Consider the following 26,210-nt stretch of genomic DNA (forward strand, 5'->3'; position numbering starts at 1 on the left):
GCACCCCCTCTATATCCGCTTAACAAGATCTGAATCCGAGGTGCATTTTGCGACATTTTCTGGCGGGTATTCTTGCGGCACTGACTTTGGCCACCGGGGCCGTGGCGCAGGACACGCGGCTCAAGGCGCTCGACAACGGTGTCGATGCCGCCGCTTGGGAAGCTGTGGGGCGTCTGGACATCGGCGGTACCGGCTTTTGCACTGGCACGCTGATTGCGCCACGACTGGTCCTGACAGCCGCACATTGCCTTTTTGATCGTGAGACCAAGGCCCGCATCGATCACGGCGAAGTGCAGTTCCTCGCCGGTTGGCGCAATGGCCGCGCGGGCGCCTACCGCGACATCCGTCGTGCCGTAGTGCACCCCGATTATGTCTATGACGGTGAGGTATCCTCAGGTCGGGTCCGCAACGATCTGGCACTTCTGGAACTGTCCCGCCCGATCCGGAACACAACGATCCGCCCCTTCGGCACCGCTGCGCGGCCGCGGCCGGGCGACAACGTCGGCGTGGTCAGCTATGCCCGCGACCGCGCCGAAGCGCCGTCCCTACAAGAAGTGTGCAAGGTGCTGGCCCAGCAAGATGGTGTATTGGTGACTTCCTGCGCGGTCGATTTCGGCTCCAGTGGCGCGCCGATCTTCAGCATCGTCGAAGGAGAAGCGCATATCGTTTCCGTCGTCTCGGCAAAAGCCGAAGTGGAAGGTGAGCACGTATCCCTCGGCACCGCCCTCGGCGCACCCTTGGCGCTCTTGCAGGCCGAATTGGTGGCTGGCAAAGGCGTGTTTCTGGAATCCGGCCCCGCGGGGAAACGCGTGCGTGTAGACCAGCAAAAACGCGGCACTGGGGCGAAATTCGTCCGGCCATAACGTCCAACTTGAAATCGCCATTCAGGGTCTTGAAAGCGCGCAAAAGCCTCCACATATGAGCTTTGCCGAGGTGCCTCTTGAGGGCCTTGGCATTTGAAAACCGGGCCTGTCCGATGGCGGAAGGCTCGATATGTCAATCGCTCAAAGATGAGGATGAACACATGCGTACGTTTGATTTTGCACCCCTTTACCGTTCCAGCGTCGGTTTCGATCAGATCGCTAATATGATGGACCGGGTGCTGACCAATGATGGGGCAACCCCCAGCTATCCCCCCTACAACATCGAAAAGCTTGACGACGATTCCTATCGTATCTCCATCGCTGTCGCAGGCTTCTCGGACAGCGACCTGAGCGTCGAAGTCCGCGAGAAGGCCCTGATCGTCTCGGCGCGCAAAGCTGATGAGGATGAGGACAAGACCTACCTCCATCGTGGCATCGCCACCCGCGCGTTTGAGCGCCGCTTCCATCTGGCGGATCATGTTCAGGTGATCGGTGCGGCCCATGCCAATGGCATGCTGCACATCGAGCTTGAGCGTCAGGTACCCGAAGCCCTGAAGCCACGTCAGATCGAGATTTCCTCTGACTTCAAGGCGATCGAGAAAGATGTCGTTGACGCGAAATCCGTCAACTAAGTCGACGGCATTTTCGATCTCGGGGGCCCGCCATTTGGCGGGCCTTTTTTGTGGCCGGCACCACACGCTGAACAGAATTTTTCCGCCGAGATTTACGACTGAAATGGCAGGTTCCTGCTGCATCAAGACCACGCCGAAACCATGTTCAATGCGCCGTGTTGAGGGAGGACCGGGCAGGCGTGCCCGGGCAACTGCGTGCACGAATGCGCACGCGCAATGAAAGGAAGAACCATGACCAATTATGCAAATTCCCTACGCAAACTGACTGCCTCTACTGCGGTTGTCACCCTCTTGGCCGCAGGCGCTGCACAGGCGCAAACTGCGGACCTCGGTGCAGGTGCGGACGCCGATGTGAGCGCCGGCGACGCTGGTATCTCCGCTGATGCGGGTGTGGGTGCCGACGCAAATGTCGACACCTCGGGCACCTCGGGCGCTGCAGGCGTGAACGCGAACGGCGATACTGCCGTCACTGGCGCGTCCAACGCTGCTGACACGGCCAAGGCTCAAGCCGCGAACGTCAATGTTAACGTGGCTGTGGACGCAGGCGCCGTGGCGGTTGCCTCGGATGACACCGTTCTTGGCACTGTCGAAGAGGCCGAACCTCAAGCCGACGGTTCGGTGCGCTATTCCATCGACGTGGCGGATGAACTGGCTACGGGCACAGACCGCGCTGTGATCAAAATCGCGCAGGAAGTCGACGCAGAGGGCCAACTGGTCATCGGCATGACCGGCGAAGAATTTGCCGCGGCTTTGGCACAGAAAACTGACGCGGGTGCCGCCGCCGAGACCCAGACGAACTAAGGCTGGTCGTTTCGACAGAGCGCGTAAGGTGCTCGGAACCGGCGACGCATACCGCGTCGCCGGTTTTTTGCCGGCTATTCTCTGCGGCCGAAGAAAATATAAACTTCTGCACCCCATGTTACGCGCGAAACCAGAACGGAATCGCCTGTGCAGAAAGCTCCCATATGTGGCTTGATGGCCGTCAGCCTATGGCCATCCCTGGCTATGACCGAAGCAGTATCGCTCTTGCCGAGCACCTATGGCCCACGGGGCGCTGTGCTACAGGCCAGCCTCGCCCCCGAGAAGGGCAAGCGAACCGCGCCAAGCCTTTTCATCGGCCGTGCCGAGACGGGCTTCTTCGGTGATCGACCAGCGCTTGACCCTGCTTTCTCTACCACGGCGCTGACCCGTACAGGCGCAGCTGATGTTCTTGTCCTCCGGGCGCTGATTGAAGAAGCTGAATCGCGGCGCGATGGCTATGATGCCGTACAACACGGGGCGCGGATCAAGCCGGGCAAGCGGCCCACCCAGATGACGGTGGCCGAGATCTACCACTGGATCGACCGTACCCCCGGACAGCCCCATGCAATCGGGCGTTATCAGTTCATTCCTGCGACTCTCAAACGGGTGATGCGTGTGCTGGATATCGATCCGGCACTGCGCTTTTCGCCGCAGTTGCAAGACCGTTTGGCCGATGTGCTGCTGGCCGAGGCGGGCCTCGCGCGGCTGCGCGCAGGGCAGATCAGCCGCCATGCCTTTATGAACAACCTCGCAAAGATTTGGGCCGGGCTGCCGAACAGCAGCGGCAAGTCGCATTATGCTGGCTACGCGGGCAACAAGGCGTCGATCAGCTGGGCACGGTTTGACGCGGCCTTGGCGCGGGTCTTTCCAAGCTGAGGTTTACCTAGGGAGAAGGGATTGCAGCGGCTGCACCAGTCGGTTAGGCAACTACTGTTACGATATAACATATCGAATCACTTACTAAGACCAACCGGAGTATTTCCATGTCAAAGACCTTGAGCGCGTTCCTTCCCCTCGCCATCGGCGCTGCCCTGACTTTTGCCAACCCAGCTACAGCTGACACCACCACGCCGTCCGAAAAGGCACATGCCCATAGCCATGGGGCTGAAGATATTTACAAAGGCTATTTTGACGACGATCAGATCATGGACCGCCCGCTGTCGGATTGGGCAGGCGACTGGCAGTCGGTCTACCCCTTGCTGATGCAAGGTGCGCTTGATCCGGTGATGCAGCACAAGGCCGAACATGGCGACAAGAGCGCCGAGGACTATCGCGCCTACTATGAGCAGGGCTATGGCACCGATGTCGACCGCATCACCATCACAGGGGAAACCGTCACCTTCTTCCGTGATGGCGCGCCCATTCAGGGTCGCTATGCGAGCGACGGGTACGAGGTGCTGTCCTATGAGAAAGGCAACCGCGGCGTGCGCTATGTCTTTGCCAAAGAAAGCGGCGATGCCGAGGCGCCGGGTTTTATCCAGTTCAGTGACCACCGCATCGCGCCGGAAAAGGTCGATCACTACCACCTCTACTGGGGCGACGATCGTGCCGCGGTGCTGCAGGAACTGAGCAACTGGCCTACCTATTTCCCTGCCGACTGGAGCGCCGAGGACATCGCGGCTGACATGACGGCGCATTGACCCATGCCGAAACCCGCCCGTAATCTGCGCAGCGGGCTAAAGCGGCGGCGGCGACAATGTGATCCGATGTCAGCCTATGACCGCTTGCCGCAACCGCTGCGCGCGTGGTTGGCCCAAGCAGCGCTTCCATGGTCGCCGCGCTCGGCCCATCGATTGTGGTGTCGCGCGATGCAGCGCTGTGAGGGGGATGTGGCGAAGGCTTTGTCTTACCTCACCCACGCGGAGCGCCGTATGCTGGCGCAGGATCGCCTGGAACACTGAGCCGCAAAGCAAACGGGGCGCGCCATAGGCCCGCCCCGTTTCATCCATTTGGCCGCCGCTTATACCGACAGGCAGACGTATTTCATCTCAAGGTAGTCCTCGATCCCGTGGTGCGAGCCTTCGCGGCCAAGACCGGACTGTTTGACCCCGCCAAAGGGTGCAAGCTCGGTCGAGATGATGCCGGTGTTCACGCCAACGATGCCATACTCCAACGCCTCGGCAACCTTATACACGCGGCTCAGGTCTTTGGCGTAGAAGTAGGACGCGAGGCCAAAAATCGTGTCATTGGCCATGGCGATCACGTCGTCCACATCGTCGAACTTGAACAGAGGCGCAAGCGGGCCGAATGTCTCTTCCTTGGCGACCTTCATGTCCTGCGTGACACCCGTCACGATGGTCGGGCCAAAGAAGTTGCCGCCCATGTCGTCCTTGGCATTGCCGAGAATGATCTCGCCGCCCTTGTCGACCGCGTCCTTGATGTGCTCGCGCACCTTGTCGGAGGCTTCCGGGTTGATGAGCGGGCCGAGGTCGGTGCCCTCTTCAAGACCGTCGCCGACCTTCATCTTGCTCACGCGGTCCTTCAGCTTGGCCGCGAATTCGTCATAGACGCCCGCTTGCACATAGATCCGGTTAGCGCAGACGCAGGTCTGGCCGTTGTTGCGGAATTTGCACATGATCGCACCTTCGACAGCCGCGTCGAGATCAGCGTCGTCAAAGACGATGAACGGCGCGTTGCCGCCCAGTTCCATGGAGCATTTCATCACCTGATCGGCGGCCTGCTTCAGCAGAATTCGCCCGACTTCGGTGGAGCCGGTGAAGGTCAGTTTGCGCACGGCTGGGTTCTCGCAGAACTCCTTGCCCACGGCAGAGGAGGACGACGACGGCACCACGTTGAACACGCCTGCGGGGATGCCAGCACGTTCGGCCAGCACACCCATGACAATCGCCGACAGCGGTGTCTCTGCCGCAGGGCGCGCGACGAAGGAACAGCCCGCCGCCAGCGCTGGTGCGGCTTTGCGGGTGATCATCGCGTTGGGGAAGTTCCACGGCGTGATCGACGCGGCCACACCAATGGGCTGCTTCATCACCATGATGCGCTTGTCGCGCTGGTGGCCGGGGATCATCTCGCCGTAGACGCGCTTGGCCTCTTCGCCAAAAAACTCGATGAAAGACGCGCCATAGGCAATCTCGCCTTTGCCTTCAGCCAGCGGCTTGCCCTGTTCAGCCGTGAGGATGGTGCCCAGATCGTCTTGGTTCTCCATCATCAGGTCGAACCATTTGCGCATCACGCCCGCGCGTTCTTTGCCGGTCCAGCTGGCCCAGTCTTTCTGCGCCTTCTCAGCCTGCGCAATCGCGCCCGCGACCTGCGCACGGCTCAAGTTTGCGACCTGCGCGATGACATAGCCCCGCGCGGGGTTGGTGACGTCAAAAGTGCCGTCATCGCCATCGACCCATTGGCCGCCGATATAGGCCCGTGTTTCCAGCAGGCTGGGGTCCTTGAGCAGTGATTTCAGATCCGTCTTTGCATCAGTCATGTCATCTCTCCGCTATTCTCTATGGTCTCCAAAGCAACAACGGGTATGATTGTCCAGTTCAGTTTGATCAAACCCGGGGTGGGAGACCCAAATGATGCTTGATGACGCCTATGCAAATGCCGCTTATATCGACGGGGCCGACGGCTTTCCGCCCCGCTGGGAAAAGGAGGCAGAGGCGTTTCGCGCAAGCTTAGGCGCACGGGCGCAATGCAATGTGCGCTATGGCCCGTCGGATCGGCAGAAGTTTGACCTGTTCCAGCCCGAAGGAGTCTCGCGCGGGACGGCGGTCTTTGTGCATGGCGGATATTGGAAAGCGTTCGACAAAAACTACTGGTCGCATCTCGCTGCCGGTCCGCTGGCGCGGGGCTATGCGGTTGCGATGCCGTCCTATGACCTCTGCCCCGATGTGCGGATTTCCGAGATTTCGAGCCAAATCGCCGCAGCACTGACCGAGATCGCCAACCGCACTCAGGGCACCATCGTCTTGGCAGGCCATTCGGCAGGCGGGCATCTGGTGGCGCGCATGACCGACCCACTGCTCTTGGGCGCCGAGGTGCGCGACCGGTTCACGCGGATTGTGCCAATCTCGCCGGTGGCCGATTTGATGCCACTGCTCCAAACCGAGATGAACGACACATTGCGGCTGGACGAAGCCGAGGCCGAAGCGGAAAGCCCGGTCAACATGACCCCGCCGCATGGGGTTGATGTGACCGTCTGGGTCGGCGCGGACGAGCGGCCTGTCTTCCTTGAACAGGCCGAGAATTTTGCCCGCAGCTGGGGCGCGCGGCAGGTGGTGGCGGAGGGCAAACATCATTTCGATGTGATCGATCCGCTGACCGAACCTGACAGCGACCTTACCAAAGCGCTGCTGGGCAGCTAAGCGCACAAAAACGTTACGCAAATGCCGGGGGTCGAGGCTCAAGGCATTTGCCGCAGTGCCGCGAAGGCGCTATGTCGGAAGGGCAAGGCCCTTGACCGGCCGCGCAAGCCATTGGAAAGGGCCGGGTATGAGAATCGTCAAATGGGTATTCTGGATCACTGTCTGGGTGCTGATCGCTGCGTTTTTCCACTATACCCTGCCTCAAACCGATATCGTCCGGGTCACCGACACCTATGAAAAGCGGATCGATTTTGGCAACAACTCGATCTTCTGGGCGGGGTCTTCGACCGATAGCGCAGGGCAAAAGGTCAACCGCGACGTGTTTTTCATCCAGACCCGCCGCGCCAAGGGCGATGTCATGGTCTACCGCAACGAAGACACCGGTTGGGGCTGGCCGCCCTATTTCAAGTTCGACACCGCGAACCTTCAGGCCGAAGCGGCAGACGCCCGCAGCACCACTGGCGCGCCGCAATATTATGCGCTGAAACACTACGGCTGGCGCAGCGAGCTTTTGTCGATCTACCCCAACGCCGTGTCCCTGCGCCCTGTCGACGGGCCGGAGGCCAGCAAGGGCATTCCAATTCTTAACATCATCATCCTGACGCTTTTTGCGGCATTGGTTTACGCGATTTGGGTGCGTTGGCGGCGGTTCCGCCAATCGCGTCTGGACCCGCGGATTGAAGCCCTTGAGGATGACATCGCCGCGCGTCGGGGCCGTTTCGCCCGCTGGCGGGCAGAACGTCGCGCGCGGAAGTGAACCTAAGCTAGAGGGCACCCCGAGGTTCGGCCTCGCGTGACAACAATTTTAAACTAGGCCGCCAATGGACATCATTCTTGTCACCACGGTCATTACGTCGCTCTTTGTCGTCATCGGGCTCGCCGAGCCCTTTGCCGCGCGGTTGCGGTTGCCGTTTAGCGTAATTCTCGCGATCGTTGGCATCCTGATCGGCGTGACCGCGACCTTCTTGCTGCGCACCGATCTGACCGACGCGCTGAACCCGATAGCAGCTGCGGTTCTTGGCCTGCCAATCCGCTCGAACGTCTTCCTCTATGTTTTCCTGCCGACACTGCTGTTCCAAGCCACGCTGGGGATGAACCTGCGGCGAATGCTGGACGATTGGGTACCGATCCTGACACTGGCGGTGGTGGCCGTGGTCGTGGCGACGGTCAGCATCGGCTATGCGCTTTTCTGGGTCAGCGCCCTGCCCCTCGCCGCGTGCCTGCTGATTGGTGCCATTGTTTCGACCACCGACCCCTCGGCGGTGGTCTCGATTTTCCGCTCGATCTCGGCCCCGCGCCGATTGGCGCGGATCATTGAAGGCGAAAGCCTGCTGAACGACGCCGCGGCGATTGCACTCTTTGGCCTGTTCATGGGCTTTGTCATGTTAGGCATTCCGGATCCGAAACTCTCCACCGCCTTGGCGCAGTTTCCGATGCTTATGGCGGGCGGCGCGCTAGTGGGTTGGCTTGGCGCGCGGATTGCGGTCTGGGTCATGGCCCTCTTTAGCCGCCATGAGTTGGCGCAGCAGTCGATCTCGGTCGCCCTGCCATATCTGGCCTATATCATCGCCGAGCAAAGCATCGGTGCCTCTGGCGTGATCGCTGTGGTGGCCGCGGGCCTCACGCTGAACCTCACCGCGCCGGGGCGTCTGCCGCCGCAATCGCTCACCAATTTGCGCGAATTGTGGGACGTGCTGGCCCACTGGGCCGGGGCGCTCATTTTTATCCTCGCCGCTCTGCTCATCCCGCGCTTGCTGGAAGAGGTCCAACTGTCGGACTACCTGCTCATCGCCGTGGTGGTCGTCGCCGCCATCTTTGCCCGCGCCGTGATCCTCTTCGGGCTGATGCCGTTACTGAGCGCGCTGCGTCTGTCGCCCACAGTTGAGCGGCCCTACCGCATGGCGATCCTTTGGGGCGGCTTGCGCGGGGCTGTGACGCTGTCGCTGGCCTTGGCAGTGACGGAGAGCACCCGCGTGCCAGCGGACATTCAGCGGCTGGTGGGCATTCTGGCAACAGGCTTCACTCTGTTCACCCTGCTGGTTCAGGGTACAACGCTGCGCTGGATTATCGGCAAGCTGGGCCTTGACCAACTGTCCCCGATCGACCACGCGTTGTCGCGACAGGTCATCGCGGTCTCCCTACAGACCGTGCGCGAAGACGTTGCACGGACCACCGAGAACTACGACCTCGACCATAATATCATTCGATCCGAGGCCAAGCGCTTTGGCGAGCGGTTGGAGGTCGCGGTCAAAGCTGCCGAAGATGCCTCCGACATTCTTGACCGTGACCGCATTGCGCTCGGGTTGATCGCACTCGCCGGGCAAGAGCGGGAGACGATTCTGACCCGTGTGCGCGAGCGGACAATCTCGGCGCGTATGGCTGATCTGGTGCTATCAGACGCCGACCGTCTGATCGAAGCCGCCCGCACCCAAGGACGCAACGGTTACCAACGTGCCGCACGGCGCAGCGTTGCCTATGGCCGCACCTTCCGCGCCGCCGCTGTGCTACATGGCCGCTATGGTATCTCCGGCCCGCTTGCGCGGATGACGGCGGACCGCTTTGAACACCTGCTGTCGCAACGGCTGATCTTGCGTGATCTTGGCAGTTTTATCGACGGGCGCATTCGTCGCATTCACGGGCGACGCGTCGCAGAACTGCTGCACGAATTGCTATCGCGCCGGATTGAGGCGGTAGAGACCGCACTCGAAGGGTTGCGGCTGCAATACCCGGGCTATGCTGAAGAGCTGGAGCGCCGCTTTATCCGCCGAACGGCGCTCCGACTGGAAGAACGCGAATACGCCACGATGCGCGAAGATGGGCTGATTGGCGCCGAAGTGCACACGGCTTTGATGCAAGAACTCACCACCCGCCGTATGGCCGCCGAAGACCGCCCGCGCCTCGACCTCGCGGTTCAGCGTGGCGCCTTCATCCAGCAGTTCCCGCTGTTCACCGAACTGAAAGAGGGCACTTTGCGGCGTTTGAGCCGCTCGTTGGTCACGCGCTATGTCGATGCTGGCACCTATGTGCTGCGCAAAGAAGTCCCCGTGCGTCAGGTGTTTTTCATCGCGTCGGGCGCGGTCGAACTCGAAGCGGCAGGGCACACGTGGCGTCTAGGCCGGGGCGAAATGTTCGGGCAGATGGCGATACTGACGCACAAAGCCCGGCGGGCTGATGTAAGGGCGATCACGCCGACCACCTTGCTGGTTTTGGACGAAGACCGCTTCCGCCGTCTGCTGGGCCGAAGCCCTACTTTGCGGCGCGCCGTGGTCGAAAGCGCCGAAAAGCGCGGTGTGGATCCCGAAGACCTGCTGCCCGACAATCTGCCGCGCTAGGCTGTTCACCGCCTAGCGAAAGATTGAATTGCCTCAGCGTTGCTGCGCCATAGAAAGCGGAGTAGCATCTTTTCTGGCAGGACTTGTGAAGGATCTCGCTGCACATGCAGGCCGAACTTTACGAGTAGTAAGATTGAGAATGCGTGGTGGGGGCGCGATCAAGTAGCAAATGGACAGTACCGCAAGCCTGAATGAATATATGGCCGCGATCATCGAAAGCTCGGATGATGCGATCATCACCAAAAACCTCGATGGTGTCATCAGGACATGGAACCGCGGTGCGGAACGTCTGTTTGGCTATTCGGCTGAAGAGGCCACCGGTCAGCCGATCTTGATCCTAATCCCCGACGACCGTCTGCATGAGGAACAAGACATCATCGCCCGCCTGCGCCGCGGCGAGCGCATTCAGCATTTTGAAACGGTCCGCAAGCGCAAGGATGGCACTCTGGTGCCGATCTCGCTCACGATCTCTCCGGTTCGCAATGGCGGGGGTGAGGTAATTGGTGCGTCCAAAATCGCGCGGGATATCACCCAGCAGATCGAAGCAACCGAACGCCAGAAACTGCTGCTTGCCGAGATGCGGCACCGTGTGGGCAATTGCTTTGCCGTCGCAGGCAGCCTGATCTCCGTCACCGCGCGTCAGGTGGACACCTCCAAAGAACTGGCGCGTGTCATGCGAGACCGGCTGATGGCTTTATCGTCGGCGCATCGGTTGGCTGTCGCCGATCCGACAGGAAAGACCGCGCCGCCAACCTCCCTAGAGAAGTTATTGCACTCCATTGTGACGCCCTTTGCCGGGGAACGTACTGTCGACTATGACATTGAGAAAATCTGTATCGTTCCCGAGGCGCTGACCTCGCTCGCGCTGATCCTCTACGAACTCTGCACAAATGCAGCCAAATACGGCGCCTTTGCTCAGAGTGACGGCAGCCTCGCGCTGCGTGCGTATAGAGACGGCGACAGGCTGCTGATCAAATGGAACGAGAGCTGTCACATCGATCCGGAAGCAATGAACAAGGAGGGTTTTGGCACGCGCATGTGTCAGGACGTGGCGCGTTCGTCGCTGGGTGGCTCGATCACGCGGAAGTTCAAAGCTACGGGCCTTTGCGCGAAGATCGATCTTGAAATGCGCAGATTGGAATCGACTGAATAAAAAACGGCTGGCAAAATGTTTGCCAGCCGCGAATTGGTTAAGACTGGCTCCAATTAGCCAGCGTCAGTCAGACTTTCGCCAGTTGCGGCATCGATTAGAAGCTCGCGCTCACCCGAAGCATCGGTCAACTCAATCTCATAGACCATGCGACCATCTTCTTCTTCGAGCGACAGTTCTTCGATCCGGGTGCCGTCAGTCGCTTCCAACTCGGTCAGTGCCTGCATCAGGCTATCACCCGACTGGCCCGCCGCGCGGAGCTCGTCTTTCTGGAACAGCCCGCTGAGGAAGCCTGTCAGCTGCTCTTCGGACTGCGAAATGACTTCGCCGCTTTGAGCGTCGACAGTGACTTCATAGACGTCTGACCCTTTGACCATGTCAATCTCGTAGATCAGTGCGCCGTCTTCAGTCTCGATTTCGGCTTCAAGCACGCCGCCGTCGATCTGACCACGGGCTGCTTCGATGGCACGGGTCATCGCCACAGCTTCGGCTTTGACCGAAGTGTCGGGGGTCGCGGCGTCTTGTGCCAGAACCGAGGCCGGGGCCAAAAGGAAGGTGGCGGCGAGTGCGGTAAATTGCTGTCGCATATGTTGTCTCCTGTCTCAGTGTACGTCTTTGGCAATCGACCCTAAGGGGGCCATCTGCCTCTCAGGTTCAACACTTAGGAGAGAGCGCTGTTCCATAATGCTCGACAGCCATGCCTAGTCTGCGAACAAATGCTCAGTCTGGGCGATCTCGCGCGCTCTATCTTCGGGGATCATCAGAAACTGGCTGAGGGCGGCGGCGTTGCTCTCTACGTCAGCCATTTCGCGCAGGCAGTTGTAGTTCTCAAATTGTGCGTCGCGAATGCGGTCGATCTCATGCAGCATATCGCCGCGGATGGTGGGCAGAAGCCGTGTCAGCGTTTCTTGCGAGGTTTGATCCCCCGCCAGCCCCGAGCGCATGGCATGGCCGGTCAGATACTCATCCGACAGCAGGCATTCGATCTCGAGCATACGGGTGATGGATCGGTCTGAAGCGAAATCATGCAGCAGATCGAGGTTTGCCGGGTCCATACAGACGATCAGACGGTCCGTCTCGTAATAGTCGAACAACATCCGCATCAGGGCGCGGCGGTGTCGGGTGCGTTTTTCTAACGTGGTCTGGATGCCGCCCAAATCCGCCAACGGCGTGTTCTCTTCGCTGAAGAGATATTCAATCGCCGGCACATTGGTCACCTGCCGGATACGCTCCAATACCCGTTTGGCCACGTCCCATTTCTTGCAGATAACGATTAACAACTCGCGCTCGCGGCCCAGCGTCGCTTCCGTTTCCCAAAAGCGCGTGGCAAAGCGCCGCCCGATCCGTCCACGTCCCGTAAGAAAGTCGAACAGGCTCCGGCCTTCATTGCTGATCTGAAACTGCACCCCTCGTGCGGCATAGAGCAGGCCGAGGCGTCGCTTGAGATCTTTTGCCTCGGGGCTGATCTTGCGGGCAAAGAGGTAATTCTGGCTAAGCAGCAGGTCATAGTGATCGTTGTAGAAGGTCACCGGCATGCCGTAATCGGTGAACATCAAAAAGGTCAGGCTGCGGCCCTCAATCTCCGCTTCAGGGACGAGGTGGCGCACCAGTGTTTGGAAAAACGTCTCATCCGGAATCCACGTTGTCCGGAAAAAGCGCATGACATCGCGGCGTTGTTTCACAAAATCCAGCAGCCATTCGACCGTACGGCGCCGGAGGCACCACCATTGGCTTCCGATGTGAATTTGCAGATCAGCCGGGATCTTGCGGGTGAGCCCGAGGCGCTTTTGCACTTCGAACATGCCATAGAACAGCTTGCGCTGCGTGCGCTCGTTGAACCAGTGGCGGTAGATCAGCCGCTCTTCTTTCCAGCCCGTCTTGATCCAATTGCTGTTGAAGTAATCCACGCTTTCGATGAAGTCGCGGTCATTCTCATCCAGAAACTGATGTGTGTATTCTGCCGACTTAATGGCCATACAGTCACCCGAAAGCATGTAGAAATGCGTCGCGCGTGGGAAATCTTCGACCGCTGCGCGCAGGGCGTGCAGGGTGGCTTGGACCAAAGACCACTCTCCCCAACCGCAACGGATACGTCTGCGCGCGAATGTGACATTCGGGTTATCAGCTAATGTGTCGGAAATTTTCTGGAATGCTGCGGCGTCAGAGGAGGCGTCAAAGTGGATCGCTATATAATCGCCCACCGCCGTAAGCCGTTCCGCCTGCCGTATAATGGCATCCGGATCCTTGTGGCACAGCAGGATATAGGCAATTTTAGCCATGCAGAGTTCCGAAAGCCCTTCTCTTATGGCCCGCCACCTCGGACCGTTTACCTAGTTATTCGTGAAGACAGATTGAATAAACAGCATTTCTTTGCTTTTTTACGCCAACGCCAAACTGTTGCTCAAGACAGTCAGCGCCAGCAGGAGGCAAGAAAGCATGGGTTTTCCCGGAACATGGATGACGAAGAGCGAGAGCATGGTGTACCGCGTGGTGCCCAAATGCGCCTGCTCGACGATCGGTCAGATCATGTATTATTCAGACCAGGGCGAATTTTTCGACGGGGACATCCACGACGCGAAAGCGGGTATTCACAAATGGGCGCTCGACGAGTCGCAGGGGCCGATCACCGAAAATGTGTCCGGGCATAAGTCCCTCGCCTTTACGTGCGTGCGCAACCCATACACCCGCGTTCTGTCGTCCTTCTTTGACAAAATTTGCGGCATCCAGCGCAACGGTAAGCGTTACCGCGGCAACCTCGTCCCGCTTCTGGTGCAAAAATACGGGATCGAAGTTGGCGGCGATGACGGCAAGCAGGAGTTCGACCAGATCGCCAGCTTCCGGCGCTTCTTGCTCTTTGCGCGCGACACGATCCGCTGGCGGCGCCCAATGGACCCAGACATTCACTGGTCTGCAGTCTCGGGCCATGTCAGCACCTTCATCATCAACGGCGGCAAATACGATCAGATCTTCTGGACGGAACAGTTCAACGACGGCATGCAAAAGGTGCTCGATGCAGTAGATACGCCGCATAAGGTAGACCTTGCGGCGATCCCTCGATTTAACGAAAGCGAAGGACACGGCCCCAAGCGCGCGCATCCGGTGGAGGACTACTTTGACGATCTGTCGATGCATCTGATGCGCGAGATCTACAAGCGTGACTTCGATCTGTTCAAGTATGACTTCGACAATCCGGGGAATAAGCTGCCGATTGGAGAGATTGATCTTGATGAAGTGCACGCCAAGCTCGGCGACTGAACGGTCGCATCTTGCACCGGGGCGGGGCGCGCTCTACATGCTTTGGCATGTCACAGGTCAAATCCAGCTCCAAATCCGATCCGAACTACAAGGTGATCGCCGAAAACCGCCGTGCGCGGTTTGATTACGCGATCGAAGAAGACATCGAATGCGGCATTATCCTTGAAGGCTCCGAGGTTAAATCCCTGCGCGAAGGCGGGGCGAATATCGCCGAGAGCTATGCCGCGGTGGAGGACGGTGAGCTGTGGTTGGTGAACTCCTATGTGGCGCCTTATCGTCAGGCCAAGACCTTCCAGCATGAGGAACGCCGCCGCCGTAAGTTGCTGGTGAGCCGCAAGCAGTTGGCGGACCTGTGGAACGCGACGCAGCGCAAGGGCATGACGCTGGTGCCGCTGGTGATGTATTTCAATCATCGCGGCATGGCGAAGATCAAGATCGGTGTGGCCAAGGGTAAGAAGCTGCATGACAAGCGCGAGACAGCGGCCAAGCGCGATTGGTCGCGGCAAAAGCAGCGGTTACTGAAAGACCACGGCTGATACTCGCGGCAGGCCCGGGACAAGCCGCAGGCGCCGGGCCATCGCCTGCCCGCCCCCCGGGTAGGCGATTTGGTGAAGCTAGGCGCAACTTCGCGAACGCACACCACAGCTGAGCCATAAAGTGGCATAAGGCGACGCTGGATCGCCGACCCGCGGGCAGTCGATAGCCCTCCTTACCCCTCTCGCACCCCTTCCACTTGCCAGTACCCCCCGCCGGTTATAGTCAGAGGCAACGCCCGCGACGAAGGAGGCCCCAATGGCCGACGATCCCAAGACATTGGTTTCAACCGACTGGTTGGCTCAGCACCTGAAAGACCCCGACCTGCGCATCCTTGATGCCTCGTGGTATCTGCCCGACGCCGGGCGCGACCCGGAGGCCGAGTATGACGCGGCCCATATCCCCGGCGCGCGGTTCTTTGACATTGATGACATCTCGGACGCCCGTTCCGACCTGCCCCATATGGCCCCCCCGATCGAAAAATTCATGTCCCGCCTGCGGGCCATGGGCGTGGGCGATGGGCATCAGGTCGTGGTCTATGACGGCGCGGGGCTGATGTCCGCCGCACGTGTCTGGTGGCTCTTCCGCCTCATGGGGCAGGAAAACGTCGCCGTGCTCGATGGGGGTCTGCCGAAATGGCAGGCCGAAGACCGCCCGACCGAGGACATGCCCCCCGTCCCCCGCGACCGCCACATGACCGTGCGCTTCCAAAACCAACTGGTCCGCGATGTGACGCAAGTGGCCCATGCCTCCAAACTGGGCGATCCGCAGATCGTCGACGCCCGCGCCGCCGCCCGTTTCCGCGGCGATGCGCCCGAGCCCCGCGAAGGCCTGCGCGCAGGCCATATCCCCGGCGCGCGCAATGTGCCCTTCACCGAATTGCTCAATGACGACAAGACGATGAAGACGCCAGAGCAGACCCGCGCCATCTTCGAGGCCGCGGGCATCGACCTCGCCAAACCGGTCATCACCTCCTGCGGCTCGGGCATCACCGCCGCCGTGCTGGCGCTGGCGCTGGAGCGGATGGGGCACCGCAAATGGGCGCTCTATGACGGCTCTTGGGCCGAATGGGGCATGTTCCCCACCGTGCCTGTGGCCACCGGCGCAGCTTAACCAACTCAGATCATCCAACGGGAGACACCCATGTTCGAGACGCTCAAGGCGCAACCCGCAGACAAGATCCTCGCCCTCGTGCAGGCCTACCGCGAAGACCCGCGCGACACCAAGATCGACCTCGGCGTCGGTGTCTATAAAGACGCCAGCGGCAACACCCCGATCATGCGCGCCGTGAAAGCCGCCGAGCAGCGCATCTGGGAAAGCCAAGATACGAAGGTTTACACCGGGCTGGCAGGCGATCCAGCCTATGCTGATGCGATGGCCGCCCTTGTGCTGGGGGACGCTGTGCCCCGCGGTTCCGTCGCCGCAGCAGCCACCCCCGGCGGGACCGGTGCGGTGCGTCAGGCCTTTGAGCTGGTACGCATGGCCAACCCCGAGGCGCGGGTCTTCGTGTCCGACCCCACATGGCCAAACCACCTGTCGATCCTGTCCTATCTGGGCATGGAAGTGGTGAACTACCGCTATTTCGACAGCGAGACCGGCGGCGTGGCCTTCGACGGCATGATCGAAGACCTCAAGGCCGCCAAGAAGGGCGATGTGGTTCTGCTGCATGGCTGCTGTCACAACCCGACGGGCGCGAACCTCAACAGCGCCGAATGGGACGCGGTGATCGAGGTGCTGCAAAGCACCGGTGCCGTGCCGATGATCGACATCGCCTATCAGGGCTTTGGCGACGGGCTGGAAGCCGATGCGGCGGCGACACGCAAAGTGGCGTCTTCGGTGCCGGAATGCCTGATCGCAGCGAGCTGCTCGAAAAACTTCGGCATCTACCGCGAGCGGACCGGCATCTTGATGATGGTTACCTCGGAAGCCGCTCAGGGGCTGAACCAAGCCACGCTGGCTTTCCTCAACCGCCAGAACTACAGCTTCCCGCCTGACCACGGTGCGCGGATCGTCTCGACCATTCTGAACGACGCTGAGTTGAAAGCCGACTGGATGGCCGAGCTTGAAGACGTGCGCAACGCCATGCTCGGCCTGCGCGAGCAACTGGCTGGCGAGTTGCAAAAACTCTCCGGCTCTGACCGCTTTGGCTTTTTGGCTCAACACCGCGGCATGTTCTCGCGCCTCGGCACCACGCCTGACAAGGTTGACGCACTGCGCGACAAGCACGGCATCTATATGGTTGGCGACAGCCGCATGAACATCGCAGGCCTGAACAGCGACAGCGTGCCAATCCTTGCCCGCGCGATCATCGACGTCGGTATCTAAATCAAAAGTTCCGGGCGGTGCATACCGTCCGGAGCTCCTACTGGCCCCGCCGAGCGGCCCTCCCACAATGCCCTAACATCGCCTTATTTACGGCCCAATCGAAACAGAACTTGGTCCGAAATCCGTGATTAGTTAAGATCGCGTAAAAAAAGAAGCATATTAGAGGCAGCAACCATTCTTATTTCAAGCACCCCATGCGTCCTATTAGACGCATCCATACCTGCCGTGCAGTTGGTCTATGTGACCATCCTGCTGGTTGCTGTGCTGGGCTTCTGGGTCCGCAGCCACAGCAGCATGCCGGGCAAACATTGGTACCTTCTGGCCAGTTTCGCGATGGTCTGGTGGATGCTTTCCGTCGGGCTGGAGCTATCGACACATTCTATTGATTGCGCTTTGACCATCGGCATTGGCGCTTGGGTCGGAATCGTTTTGCTGCCGACCTTTTGGGCCTTTTTCCTCTACGAATATGCTCTCGGCGCCAAAGTGCCGCGCTGGATCTTCCGCATCACAGTGTTCGTCGCACCGGTGCTAATTACGTCGGCTGCAGCCACCACGGGCTGGCATCAGGCCTTTTACGGCCCCGAAACGCGGCTCGTCACCGACAGCGGCGCGCCTTATGTCTACTTTGACCATGGCCCGCTGTTCTATGTGGCCATCAGTTATCTCTATTTCGTTATCATGTCGGCCATCATCATCACCGGCCGCGCGGTGCAGAACGCCAACCCGGCGGTACGGAGCTTTTTCCTCAAACTGTTTGCCGGAACGATCATTCCGGTAGCGGCGAATCTGTCCTATCTGATCGGCGACTTCCGCCTCTTCGGCTCGGATCCCACGCCGTTCTCATTCGCTCTGTCGCTCATTCTGGTCGCTTGGCTGATTGCCGATAACCGCTGGGTCGATGTCAACGCGATCGCGCGCGAACTGCTGTTCTACAACACGACCGACCCCGTGCTCGTGCTCGACCCTCGCGGCCGCACGATTGAGACAAACCCAGCCGCGGGCGAGTTGCTCAAAGAAAGCGATACTGCGGGCGTCTCCCCACTGGAAGCAGGCGAGTTGGGCGATGTGATTCGACATCTGGTGAAAAACAATGCCCTCCCGGATGTAACGGACATACAGATGGGCAAGCGCCACTTCGCAGTGCGGGCGCATGTGATTTCGCTCGGCGAAGGTCAGAAGCAGCTCGGTTGGGCCGTGGCCCTACTGGACGTAACCACGCAGAAAATCGCAGCGCAAAAGGCCATCGCAGCCGAACAGATGCAGACCCAATTCCTTGCCACCGTCAGTCACGAACTGCGCACGCCTCTTACGGTAATCAACGGGTCCTTGGGCCTGCTGGCGCGCGGCTCCAAGCTGAAAGAGGCGCAGCGAGAGCACCTGCTGGACCGGGCGACGAGCAATGTCGCAACACTGACCAAACTGGTGAATGACCTGATTGATACCCAGAGCCTCAGCACCGGCGAGTTCACCATGGAGTTCAGCGAATGCGACCTCGGGACGCTCGTCTCTGACGCGACGGCCAGTGCGGAGAGCCTGCAGCCGGATAAGAACATCCGCTTTGGCTACCAACGTATCAACGAACATCTCATGGTACGCGCTGACCGAGAGCGGCTGGGACAGGTGCTGAGCAATGTCCTGTCTAACGCGGTGAAATTCTCGGCGCCTGGTGGCTCGGTCGAGGTCGCATTGGGTCGTGAGGCGGACAAGGCGATCATCACGGTGGCCGACGCAGGCTGTGGCATTCCGCCAAATTCCGAGAACAAGGTCTTCGCACCGTTTTCGCAATTGGACGGCTCGGACACGAAAACCGCCTATGGCAGCGGGTTGGGCATGCATATCTCACGCCAGATTCTGGATCGCCACGGGGGCAGCATCCGATATGTCAGTGCGCCCGGTGTCGGCACCACCTTCACGATTGCTTTGCCACTCGCCGCTTAACGCAAAACCGCCCGGCCACTGAAGGCCGGGCGGTTCTTTGTTGTACGAATGCCGGGGCTTAGCCCTTTGCGAACTCAGGGTAGGCTTCCATCCCCAGTTCCGACATGTCCAGCCCGGTGATCTCAGCTTCTTCGCTGACCCGGATACCGCCGGTGGCCTTCAGGATTGCCCAGACGACCATGCTGACCACGAAGACGAAGATACCTACGGCGGCGAAGCCAATGATCTGGGTGATGAAGGATGTGCCCTCGGTATAGACCGGCACCACCAGCGTGCCCCAGAAACCTGCAATCAGGTGGACCGGGATCGCGCCGACCACGTCGTCGATCTTCAGCTTGTCGAGCATTGGCACCGTCAGAACCACGATGATACCGCCAACAGCACCGATCCAGAGCGCACCGAACAATGTCGGGTCAAGCGGCCCAGCGGTGATGGAGACGAGGCCCGCCAATGCGCCGTTCAGCACCATGGTCAGGTCGACCTTCTTGTAGAGTGCTTGCGTCAGGAGCAGAGCAGCAACGGCGCCAGCAGCAGCGGCCATATTGGTGTTAGCAAAGATCTGCGCCACAGCGTCGACGTCTTCGATGGTGCCCATGGCAAGCTGCGACGCGCCGTTGAAGCCGAACCAGCCCATCCAGAGGATGAATGTACCCAAAGTGGCGAGCGCGAGGTTCGAGCCCGGCATCGGTACCACACGGCCATCCTTGCCGTATTTGCCCAGACGCGGCCCCAGAACGATGGCCCCGGCCAGTGCGGCAAAGCCACCAGCAGCGTGTACGAGGGTCGAGCCGGCGAAATCGCTAAAGCCCATCGCGGAAAGGAAACCGCCGCCCCACTGCCAGGATGCTTCGATCGGGTAGATGAAGCCCGTCAGGACAACCACGAAGATCAGGAAGGGCCAGAGTTTGATGCGCTCGGCCAGTGCACCCGACACGATGGAAGCCGTCGTGGCGCAGAACATCAGCTGAAAGAAGAAGTCGGAAGCGTTGGAGTAGCCGCCTGCGTCAATCTCGGTCTTGATGTCCTTGGTGCCAAAGGTGCCAAAGACGCCTTCGATGATCCAGTTGCCGTCGCCGGGGTACATGACGTTATAGCCGACCAGCCAATACATGACCGCCGCAATCGCAAAGAGCCCCATGTTCTTGGTCAACTGCGTGGTCACATTTTTGGAACGGACCAGACCGGCTTCCAGCATTGCGAAACCAGCGGCCATCCAGAAAACAAGGAAACCGCCGATCAAGAACAGCAGCGTATTGAAGATAAAGGTGGTGTCGGCCAGCGTGGCGAACTCGGCGTCCTGCGCAAGGGCAAGGCCGGGCAGCACGCTCAGCCCCGCGGCGATGGGAAGGGTTAGACTGGATTTCATCGGATCGTGTCCTATATGCGGGTCGAAAATGGCGAAACGGTGCGGCGCCTTGGCCGCTGCGCTCCCGAGAAAACGGAAACAGGGCGAGATTGCACAGGTTTGATGACGTGATTCCTGCTCTTCCCCCGAAGCGGCGCCCAAAAAACAGGCGCTTGCGCGAAAACGCTCGAAAATTAATCAGACAATTGACGCCGATTGCGGCTCGCGACGCTAAACAATCCGGCGTAGGCAGTTTAAAGTGACGAAAAATCAGGCCGGGCAGGCAAAGTTATGAGTGATAAATCAAAGCGCAAACGTCCCTTAGTGGCGGATAAGCGGTATGCGGGTAAGAGCAAAGCCAAACCCAAGCCGCGTAAACAGGCAAAACCGCAAGCCCGCAAAGCCGCCCCCGCCCGGCGCAAAGCCAGCCGTGGAAGACCACCGCGGCGCGGTGGGATCGGCGGGTTCTTTGCTGGTGTCGCGCGCTGGTTCTGGCGTTTAATCTGGACGATCACTTGGCGCCTTGGCCTTGTCGCCTTCCTCGCGCTCGCTCTGGCCGTCGGCTATACCTATACCACCATCCCGCCGCTTGATGATCTGCTCGACGGTCGCGCGCGCGGCTCGGTGACGATGCTGGACCGCGAAGGCGATGTCTTTGCGTGGCGTGGTGATCAGTTTGGCGGTGTGGTGACGGCGGAGTCCGTGTCCAAACACCTCAAGAACGCTGTTATCGCGACCGAAGACAAACGGTTCTACAAACACTTTGGCGTCAGCCCGCGCGGCATCGCCTCCGCCGTGCGCATCAACCTGAGCGAAGGGCGCGGCCCGTTGCAGGGTCACGGCGGCTCGACCATCACCCAGCAGACGGCCAAGCTGCTTTGTCTTGGTGAGCCCTATGATCCAAGCTCGGGTTTGACCGAACGAGAGTACGAGTCCGAATGTCGTCGCTCCTCATTGGCTCGTAAAGCCAAAGAGGCGCTTTTCGCGCTGGCGATGGAACTGAAATACAGCAAGAACGACATCCTGTCGGTCTATCTCAACCGCGCCTATATGGGCGGTGGCGCCTATGGTGCCGAAGCCGCGGCCCAGCGGTTCTTTGGCAAACCGGCATCGGCCCTTGCCCCTGCCGAAAGCGCGATGCTGGCTGGCCTGTTGACCGCCCCGACCACTCTGTCCCCCACAAACAACCTCGACCGGTCCCAGAGCCGCGCGGCAACTGTGATCCGGCTGATGGAAGAGCAAGGCTACCTTACTCAAGCGCAGGCAGATGACGCTATTGCGAACCCAGCACAGCTCTCTGAAGCCGCCGAGGCCGAAGCGGGTGGCTATTTCGCTGACTGGGTGATGTCCTCAGGGCCTGAGTTCTTTACCCGCAAGACCACCGAGGACGTGATTATTAAAACTACCCTCGACCAACGCATCCAGCGCGCTGCCGAAGATGGCTTGAAGTGGGTCTTTGAAAACAAGGTCAAACCCGGGTCCAAGGCCCAGGCGGCGATTGTCGTAATGTCCGCCGACGGCGCAGTGCGCGCCCTCGTGGGCGGACGCAAAACCAAAGTCGCCGGCGCCTTCAACCGTGCGACACAGGCGATGCGGCAGACCGGGTCTGCGTTCAAACCCTTCATCTATGCCGCAGCGCTTGATCTGGGCTATTCACCCGATGACATCATCGTTGACGAACCCTACTGCCTGAACATCCCCGGCTCCGGTGAATGGTGCCCGAAAAACTACACAAAAAACTTCAAAGGCCCTGTCAGCCTTACCGACGCGCTGAAAAGCTCGTTGAACATCCCGGCGGTCAAAGTGTCAGAAAGCGTAGGCCGTGAGACCGTAAGCGCTGTTGCATCGCAGTTTGGCATCAAAAGCGATCTGGCCGCTGGTCCCGCACTGGCGCTCGGCGCTTCCGAGAGCACGCTACTGGAAATGACAGGCGCCTATGCGGGCATCCTGAACGGCGGGTCATCGGTAACCCCGTACGGTCTCATTGATCTGCGCCTTCTGGGTGAGACAGAGCCGCTGATGGGCACCGGGGGCGGGATCAATGAGCGCGTCATTCAGGAAGATGCGGCGCGCCAACTGGTCTATATGATGGAAAAGGTGATCTCCGAAGGCACTGGCCAGCGCGCGCAATTTGGCGGGCGGCAACTGGCTGGCAAGACCGGCACCACCTCGGCCAACAAGGATGCTTGGTTCGTCGGCTTCTCTGCCGATTACGTCGCCGGGGTCTGGATGGGCTATGACGACAACACGCCGCTTACAGGTGTCACAGGCGGGGGGCTTCCCGCAGAAATCTGGCGCGAAACCATGACCCGCGTGCACGAAGGGCTGCCCGTTAAGGACCTGCCGATGATGGCCCCCGCCCCGCGCAGCAATTTCGGCGAAGCCCAACCCGCGCCTGAGCCGCAACCCAGCCAGCCTGCAGGCAACCGGGGTGGCGCTGACAATGTGATCGACAGGGTCTTGCGGGATATCTTTGGCAGCGGCAGCTCCGGCCCGGGCGCCAGTGCGCCGGCGCCGAACTTTCAGGACAGGTAACCCGCAAATCTCCTTGAGGCCAAAACCAGAATTGGCAATGGCTTGTTAAAGCAACTATGCCTTAAGGGGACAGGGCGGATAGCGCTCTGAGATTGGTCGAAAGGTGCCGATGCAAAGTGATCTGGTGAAAAGAGGCGCGGCAGAGCTGCGACAAGTGCGCAAACGCAGCCGTGGCCTTTACTGGGCTGTCGCGCTCTTCAGCCTTTTCGCCAACCTGCTGATGTTGACCGGTCCGCTCTATATGCTGCAGGTCTATGACCGGGTGCTCGGCTCAGGTTCAGAAGAAACGCTTATCGCGCTCTCGGTCCTTGTCGTCTTCCTCTACGGAGTGATGGGCTTGTTGGACTATACCCGGGGCCGGATTATGGCCCGTGTCGGGGCGCGTTTCCAAGCTGATCTCGACCGGCGGGTGTTCGACGCTGTGGTGCGCAAATCGGCGGTGGCGCCAGACATCAAGACCAACGCAGGGCTGGCTGATCTGGAAGCCGTCCAGCGTCTGATGACCTCACCCGTTCTGATGGCTGCCTTTGACGCGCCTTGGACACCGATCTTCTTTGCCGCGATATTCTTGTTCCATCCGATGCTCGGCTGGCTGGCTGTCGGCGGTGCGCTGGTGCTGGTGGGGATCACGGCTGCCAACCAGTTGCTCTTGCGCGAGAGCCAAGCTGAGGCTGGTGTCGCAGGTCAGGCCGCCGGGGCCATGTCTGACCAGATCAGGGTCGAGGCCGAAATGGTTCAGGCGATGGGTATGCGTGACGCGGCCTTCACCCGCTGGCAAAAGGCACGGGGCCGCGCGCTGGAGCAGCAGGTTCGCGCAACCGATGTGGGCGGCACTTTCACCGCCATGACCAAAACGCTACGCCTGTTTCTGCAATCCGCTATGCTCGGACTGGGGGCGTGGCTGGTGCTGCAAAACCAGATGACGCCGGGCGCGATGATCGCAGGGTCGATCCTTCTGGGCCGCGCTCTGGCTCCCGTGGAACTGGCGCTTAATCAATGGCCAATTGTGCAGCGCGGGCGGCTTGGCTGGGCCAACTTGGCGGAATTGCTGGGCGCGGTGGGCATTGAACCTAGCCGCACCACATTGCCCAAACCCAAAGCACGGCTCACGGCAAAAGGACTCACGGTCGTTCCTCCGGGTGAAAAACAGGCAGCGCTGAAGTCCATTGCCTTCCAGGTCGAGCCCGGGCAGGCGGTCGGCGTGATCGGCCCTTCGGGCGCGGGTAAATCGACGCTGGCGCGCACGCTCACCGGCGTCTGGCCCCCTGCCGGCGGATCGGTGCGGCTGGATGGCGCGGCGTTGGAGCATTACGGGACAGAGACATTGGGCCGTCACATCGGCTATCTGCCGCAGCGGGTGCAACTATTCGACGGTACCATCGCAGAGAATATCGCGCGGCTGTCACCAAACCCGGATGATGCCAAGGTCGTGAAAGCCGCCAAGATGGCCGCCGCGCATGAGATGATTTTGGAATTGCCGCAGGGCTATGACACTCAAATCCGCGCAGGTCAGGTGCGCCTTTCTGGCGGGCAAATGCAGAGGATCGGATTGGCCCGCGCCCTTTATGATGACCCGGTGATCGTGGTCTTGGACGAGCCGAACTCGAACCTCGATAACATCGGCAGCCAAGCTCTGAACCACGCGATCCGGCAAATGAAAGCGAGCGAACGCTCGGTGCTCATCATGGCCCACCGTCCTGCTGCGATCCAAGAATGTGACATGCTGTTGGTCCTTGATGGCGGCATGCGCATGGCATTCGGCCCCAAAGACGAAGTGCTCGCTGGGATGGTCAAGAACCACCGCGAGATCAAGCAGTCCCCGGCCCATTCGGGAGGTGTGACATGAGTGAGAATCAAAAATCGTGGTCTGCCACACGGCCCCTGATCCTTGGGTTCATCGGGTTGTTGGTCCTATTCGGCGGTTTTGGCACCTGGGCGATGACCAGCCAGATTGCGGGCGCGGTCGTTGCCTCCGGTCGGATTGAAGTCGACCGTAATCGCCAGATCGTACAGCATGAAACCGGCGGCGTCGTGGCCGAGATCCTTGTGGATGAGGGCGACAGCGTTCAGGCTGGTGACACGCTGCTGAAGCTCGACCGGGAACAGCTTGAATCGGAGTTGGCGATTGTCGAGGGCCAGCTTTTCGAGCTTATGGCCCGTCGCGGGCGGCTCGAAGCGCAGCGTGACGAAGCGGATGATATCGAATTCGACGAGGTCCTGATCGCAGCGGGCGCCGCCAATTCTGACACGCAGGAATTGATGGAAGGCCAGCGCAACCTCTTCGATGCAAGGCGGGTCTCGGTAGCTCAAGAGTTGGACCAACTGGGCAAGCGCAGTTTGCAGATCGGCGCGCAGATCGAAGGGGTCGCGGCTCAGGAAACCGCCCTCGCCCGGCAGTTGGAGCTGATAGAGGAGGAATTGGGTAACCAGCAGTCCCTGCTCGATCGCGGGCTCACACAAGCCTCGGCAGTGTTGACCTTGCAGCGGGAACAGGCGCGGCTACGGGGGCAAATTGGCGAACTCTCGGCCCAGAAAGCGCAGCTGCAAGAGCGCGTGACCGAGATCGATATCGAACGGCTTAAGCTCGGCTCGGCAGGTCGGGAAGAGGCCATCACCCGGCTGCGCGATCTGCGTTACCGCGAATTGGAACTGGCCGAACAGCGCCGCGCTTTGCTGGCACAGATCGACCGGCTCGACATTCGCGCGCCCGTGTCGGGCGTCATCTATGCGATGCAGGTACAGACCCCCCGATCGGTCGTGCGCGCGGCAGAGCCACTGATGTATCTCGTTCCCCAAGACCGCCCGCTGGTGATCGCCGCGCGGGTGCAGACCATCCATGTCGACCAAGTCGCTGTGGGGCAAGATGTGAACCTGCGGCTTTCGGCCTTGAACCAACGCACGACGCCGGAGCTTGTTGGGCAGGTGTTGCAGGTCTCGGCAGATGCGATTGAGGACGAAGCGACGGGCCAAGCCTACTACCGCGCTGAAATCGCGCTGAACCCGGGCGAGATCGACAAGCTGGCCGAGGGAACAATCCTATTGCCCGGCATGCCGGTGGAGGCCTTTATTCGCACCGGCGAACGCTCCCCCATGGCCTATCTCATCAAACCAATGGCCGATTACTTTGCCCGCGCCTTCCGTGAAAGCTGATGGGGCTTTTCCTTCGCGCTGAGGGCGGCTAGCG

General features: G+C 60.3%; 22 protein-coding genes. 18 read left to right on the forward strand and 4 right to left on the reverse strand.

From position 1 onward, the window contains the following. Positions 1 to 47: 47 nt before the first annotated feature. The 6 genes from BLS57_RS16670 (at position 48) to BLS57_RS16695 (ending at position 4,197) form a co-directional block, all read left to right on the forward strand. Positions 48 to 863 carry a trypsin-like serine peptidase gene (locus BLS57_RS16670; RefSeq protein WP_208597596.1) on the forward strand — a complete coding sequence of 272 codons (816 nt, stop codon included), beginning with the start codon at positions 48 to 50 and terminating at the stop codon, positions 861 to 863. 161 nt (positions 864 to 1,024) lie between these two features. Next, a complete protein-coding gene (locus BLS57_RS16675; protein WP_093743879.1) occupies positions 1,025 to 1,495 on the forward strand; it encodes an Hsp20 family protein in 471 nt (156 codons plus the stop codon). 231 nt (positions 1,496 to 1,726) lie between these two features. Further along, complete coding sequence (locus tag BLS57_RS16680; protein WP_093743789.1) at positions 1,727 to 2,296, forward strand: hypothetical protein; 570 nt, start codon at positions 1,727 to 1,729, stop codon at positions 2,294 to 2,296. A 204-nt stretch (positions 2,297 to 2,500) separates the two neighbouring features. Beyond that, positions 2,501 to 3,172: a lysozyme family protein gene (locus tag BLS57_RS16685; RefSeq protein WP_244153718.1), complete on the forward strand. Its 672-nt coding sequence runs from the start codon at positions 2,501 to 2,503 to the stop codon at positions 3,170 to 3,172. Between the two features lie 107 nt (positions 3,173 to 3,279). Further along, the gene (locus tag BLS57_RS16690; RefSeq protein WP_093743791.1) at positions 3,280 to 3,936 is read left to right on the forward strand and encodes a ZinT family metal-binding protein; all 657 of its coding nucleotides are present in this window, start codon (positions 3,280 to 3,282) and stop codon (positions 3,934 to 3,936) included. A gap of 3 nt (positions 3,937 to 3,939) precedes the next feature. Beyond that, positions 3,940 to 4,197 carry a DUF6525 family protein gene (locus tag BLS57_RS16695; RefSeq protein ID WP_093743792.1) on the forward strand — a complete coding sequence of 86 codons (258 nt, stop codon included), beginning with the start codon at positions 3,940 to 3,942 and terminating at the stop codon, positions 4,195 to 4,197. A gap of 59 nt (positions 4,198 to 4,256) precedes the next feature. On the opposite strand, the gene BLS57_RS16700 is transcribed toward BLS57_RS16695, so the two are convergent. Next, positions 4,257 to 5,732 (reverse strand): NAD-dependent succinate-semialdehyde dehydrogenase, encoded by a 1,476-nt coding sequence (locus BLS57_RS16700; RefSeq protein ID WP_093743793.1) that lies wholly within the window; start codon positions 5,730 to 5,732, stop codon positions 4,257 to 4,259. Positions 5,733 to 5,823: 91 nt separating this feature from the next. On the opposite strand from BLS57_RS16700, the gene BLS57_RS16705 reads away from it, so the two are divergent. The 4 genes from BLS57_RS16705 to BLS57_RS16720 all read left to right on the forward strand — a co-directional run bounded on the left by BLS57_RS16705 (position 5,824) and on the right by BLS57_RS16720 (position 11,097). Beyond that, positions 5,824 to 6,612, forward strand: a complete 789-nt coding sequence (locus tag BLS57_RS16705) for an alpha/beta hydrolase (RefSeq protein WP_093743794.1) — start codon at positions 5,824 to 5,826, stop codon at positions 6,610 to 6,612. A 127-nt stretch (positions 6,613 to 6,739) separates the two neighbouring features. Next, entirely contained in the window at positions 6,740 to 7,369 is a 630-nt protein-coding gene (locus tag BLS57_RS16710; protein WP_093743795.1) for a DUF1523 family protein, read from the forward strand. 64 nt (positions 7,370 to 7,433) lie between these two features. After that, the gene (locus tag BLS57_RS16715; protein ID WP_093743796.1) at positions 7,434 to 9,944 is read left to right on the forward strand and encodes a cation:proton antiporter; all 2,511 of its coding nucleotides are present in this window, start codon (positions 7,434 to 7,436) and stop codon (positions 9,942 to 9,944) included. 169 nt (positions 9,945 to 10,113) lie between these two features. After that, positions 10,114 to 11,097, forward strand: a complete 984-nt coding sequence (locus tag BLS57_RS16720; protein WP_093743797.1) for a PAS domain S-box protein — start codon at positions 10,114 to 10,116, stop codon at positions 11,095 to 11,097. A 53-nt stretch (positions 11,098 to 11,150) separates the two neighbouring features. Here the strand turns inward: BLS57_RS16720 and BLS57_RS16725 are convergent, their stop codons facing one another. Both BLS57_RS16725 and BLS57_RS16730 read right to left on the reverse strand, forming a co-directional pair. Further along, positions 11,151 to 11,681 (reverse strand): PepSY domain-containing protein, encoded by a 531-nt coding sequence (locus BLS57_RS16725; protein ID WP_093743798.1) that lies wholly within the window; start codon positions 11,679 to 11,681, stop codon positions 11,151 to 11,153. 114 nt (positions 11,682 to 11,795) lie between these two features. After that, the gene (locus BLS57_RS16730; RefSeq protein WP_093743799.1) at positions 11,796 to 13,373 is read right to left on the reverse strand and encodes a DUF5928 domain-containing protein; all 1,578 of its coding nucleotides are present in this window, start codon (positions 13,371 to 13,373) and stop codon (positions 11,796 to 11,798) included. Between the two features lie 157 nt (positions 13,374 to 13,530). Here BLS57_RS16730 and BLS57_RS16735 point away from each other — a divergent pair, with 157 nt between their 5' ends. The 5 genes from BLS57_RS16735 to BLS57_RS16755 all read left to right on the forward strand — a co-directional run bounded on the left by BLS57_RS16735 (position 13,531) and on the right by BLS57_RS16755 (position 19,146). Continuing rightward, positions 13,531 to 14,349 carry a sulfotransferase family protein gene (locus tag BLS57_RS16735; RefSeq protein WP_093743800.1) on the forward strand — a complete coding sequence of 273 codons (819 nt, stop codon included), beginning with the start codon at positions 13,531 to 13,533 and terminating at the stop codon, positions 14,347 to 14,349. 47 nt (positions 14,350 to 14,396) lie between these two features. After that, positions 14,397 to 14,885 carry an SsrA-binding protein SmpB gene (gene smpB / locus BLS57_RS16740; protein ID WP_093743801.1) on the forward strand — a complete coding sequence of 163 codons (489 nt, stop codon included), beginning with the start codon at positions 14,397 to 14,399 and terminating at the stop codon, positions 14,883 to 14,885. Positions 14,886 to 15,141: 256 nt separating this feature from the next. Continuing rightward, positions 15,142 to 15,996, forward strand: coding sequence for a 3-mercaptopyruvate sulfurtransferase (sseA, locus tag BLS57_RS16745; RefSeq protein WP_093743802.1), 855 nt, complete (start codon positions 15,142 to 15,144; stop codon positions 15,994 to 15,996). Positions 15,997 to 16,026: 30 nt separating this feature from the next. Beyond that, positions 16,027 to 17,208 (forward strand): amino acid aminotransferase, encoded by a 1,182-nt coding sequence (locus BLS57_RS16750; RefSeq protein ID WP_093743803.1) that lies wholly within the window; start codon positions 16,027 to 16,029, stop codon positions 17,206 to 17,208. A gap of 225 nt (positions 17,209 to 17,433) precedes the next feature. Next, complete coding sequence (locus BLS57_RS16755) at positions 17,434 to 19,146, forward strand: sensor histidine kinase (protein WP_093743804.1); 1,713 nt, start codon at positions 17,434 to 17,436, stop codon at positions 19,144 to 19,146. Between the two features lie 58 nt (positions 19,147 to 19,204). Here BLS57_RS16755 and BLS57_RS16760 read toward each other — a convergent pair whose 3' ends face one another. Next, positions 19,205 to 20,512: an ammonium transporter gene (locus tag BLS57_RS16760; protein ID WP_093743805.1), complete on the reverse strand. Its 1,308-nt coding sequence runs from the start codon at positions 20,510 to 20,512 to the stop codon at positions 19,205 to 19,207. Between the two features lie 270 nt (positions 20,513 to 20,782). On the opposite strand from BLS57_RS16760, the gene BLS57_RS16765 reads away from it, so the two are divergent. The 3 genes from BLS57_RS16765 (at position 20,783) to BLS57_RS16775 (ending at position 26,176) form a co-directional block, all read left to right on the forward strand. Then, a complete protein-coding gene (locus BLS57_RS16765) occupies positions 20,783 to 23,026 on the forward strand; it encodes a transglycosylase domain-containing protein (RefSeq protein WP_093743806.1) in 2,244 nt (747 codons plus the stop codon). 109 nt (positions 23,027 to 23,135) lie between these two features. Then, positions 23,136 to 24,872, forward strand: coding sequence for a type I secretion system permease/ATPase (locus tag BLS57_RS16770; RefSeq protein ID WP_093743807.1), 1,737 nt, complete (start codon positions 23,136 to 23,138; stop codon positions 24,870 to 24,872). After that, positions 24,869 to 26,176: an HlyD family type I secretion periplasmic adaptor subunit gene (locus BLS57_RS16775; protein ID WP_093743808.1), complete on the forward strand. Its 1,308-nt coding sequence runs from the start codon at positions 24,869 to 24,871 to the stop codon at positions 26,174 to 26,176. The genes BLS57_RS16770 and BLS57_RS16775 overlap by 4 nt, the downstream gene beginning before the upstream one ends. Positions 26,177 to 26,210 lie beyond the last annotated feature (34 nt).

The organism is Sulfitobacter delicatus, from assembly GCF_900102535.1.
Lineage (GTDB): Bacteria > Pseudomonadota > Alphaproteobacteria > Rhodobacterales > Rhodobacteraceae > Sulfitobacter > Sulfitobacter delicatus.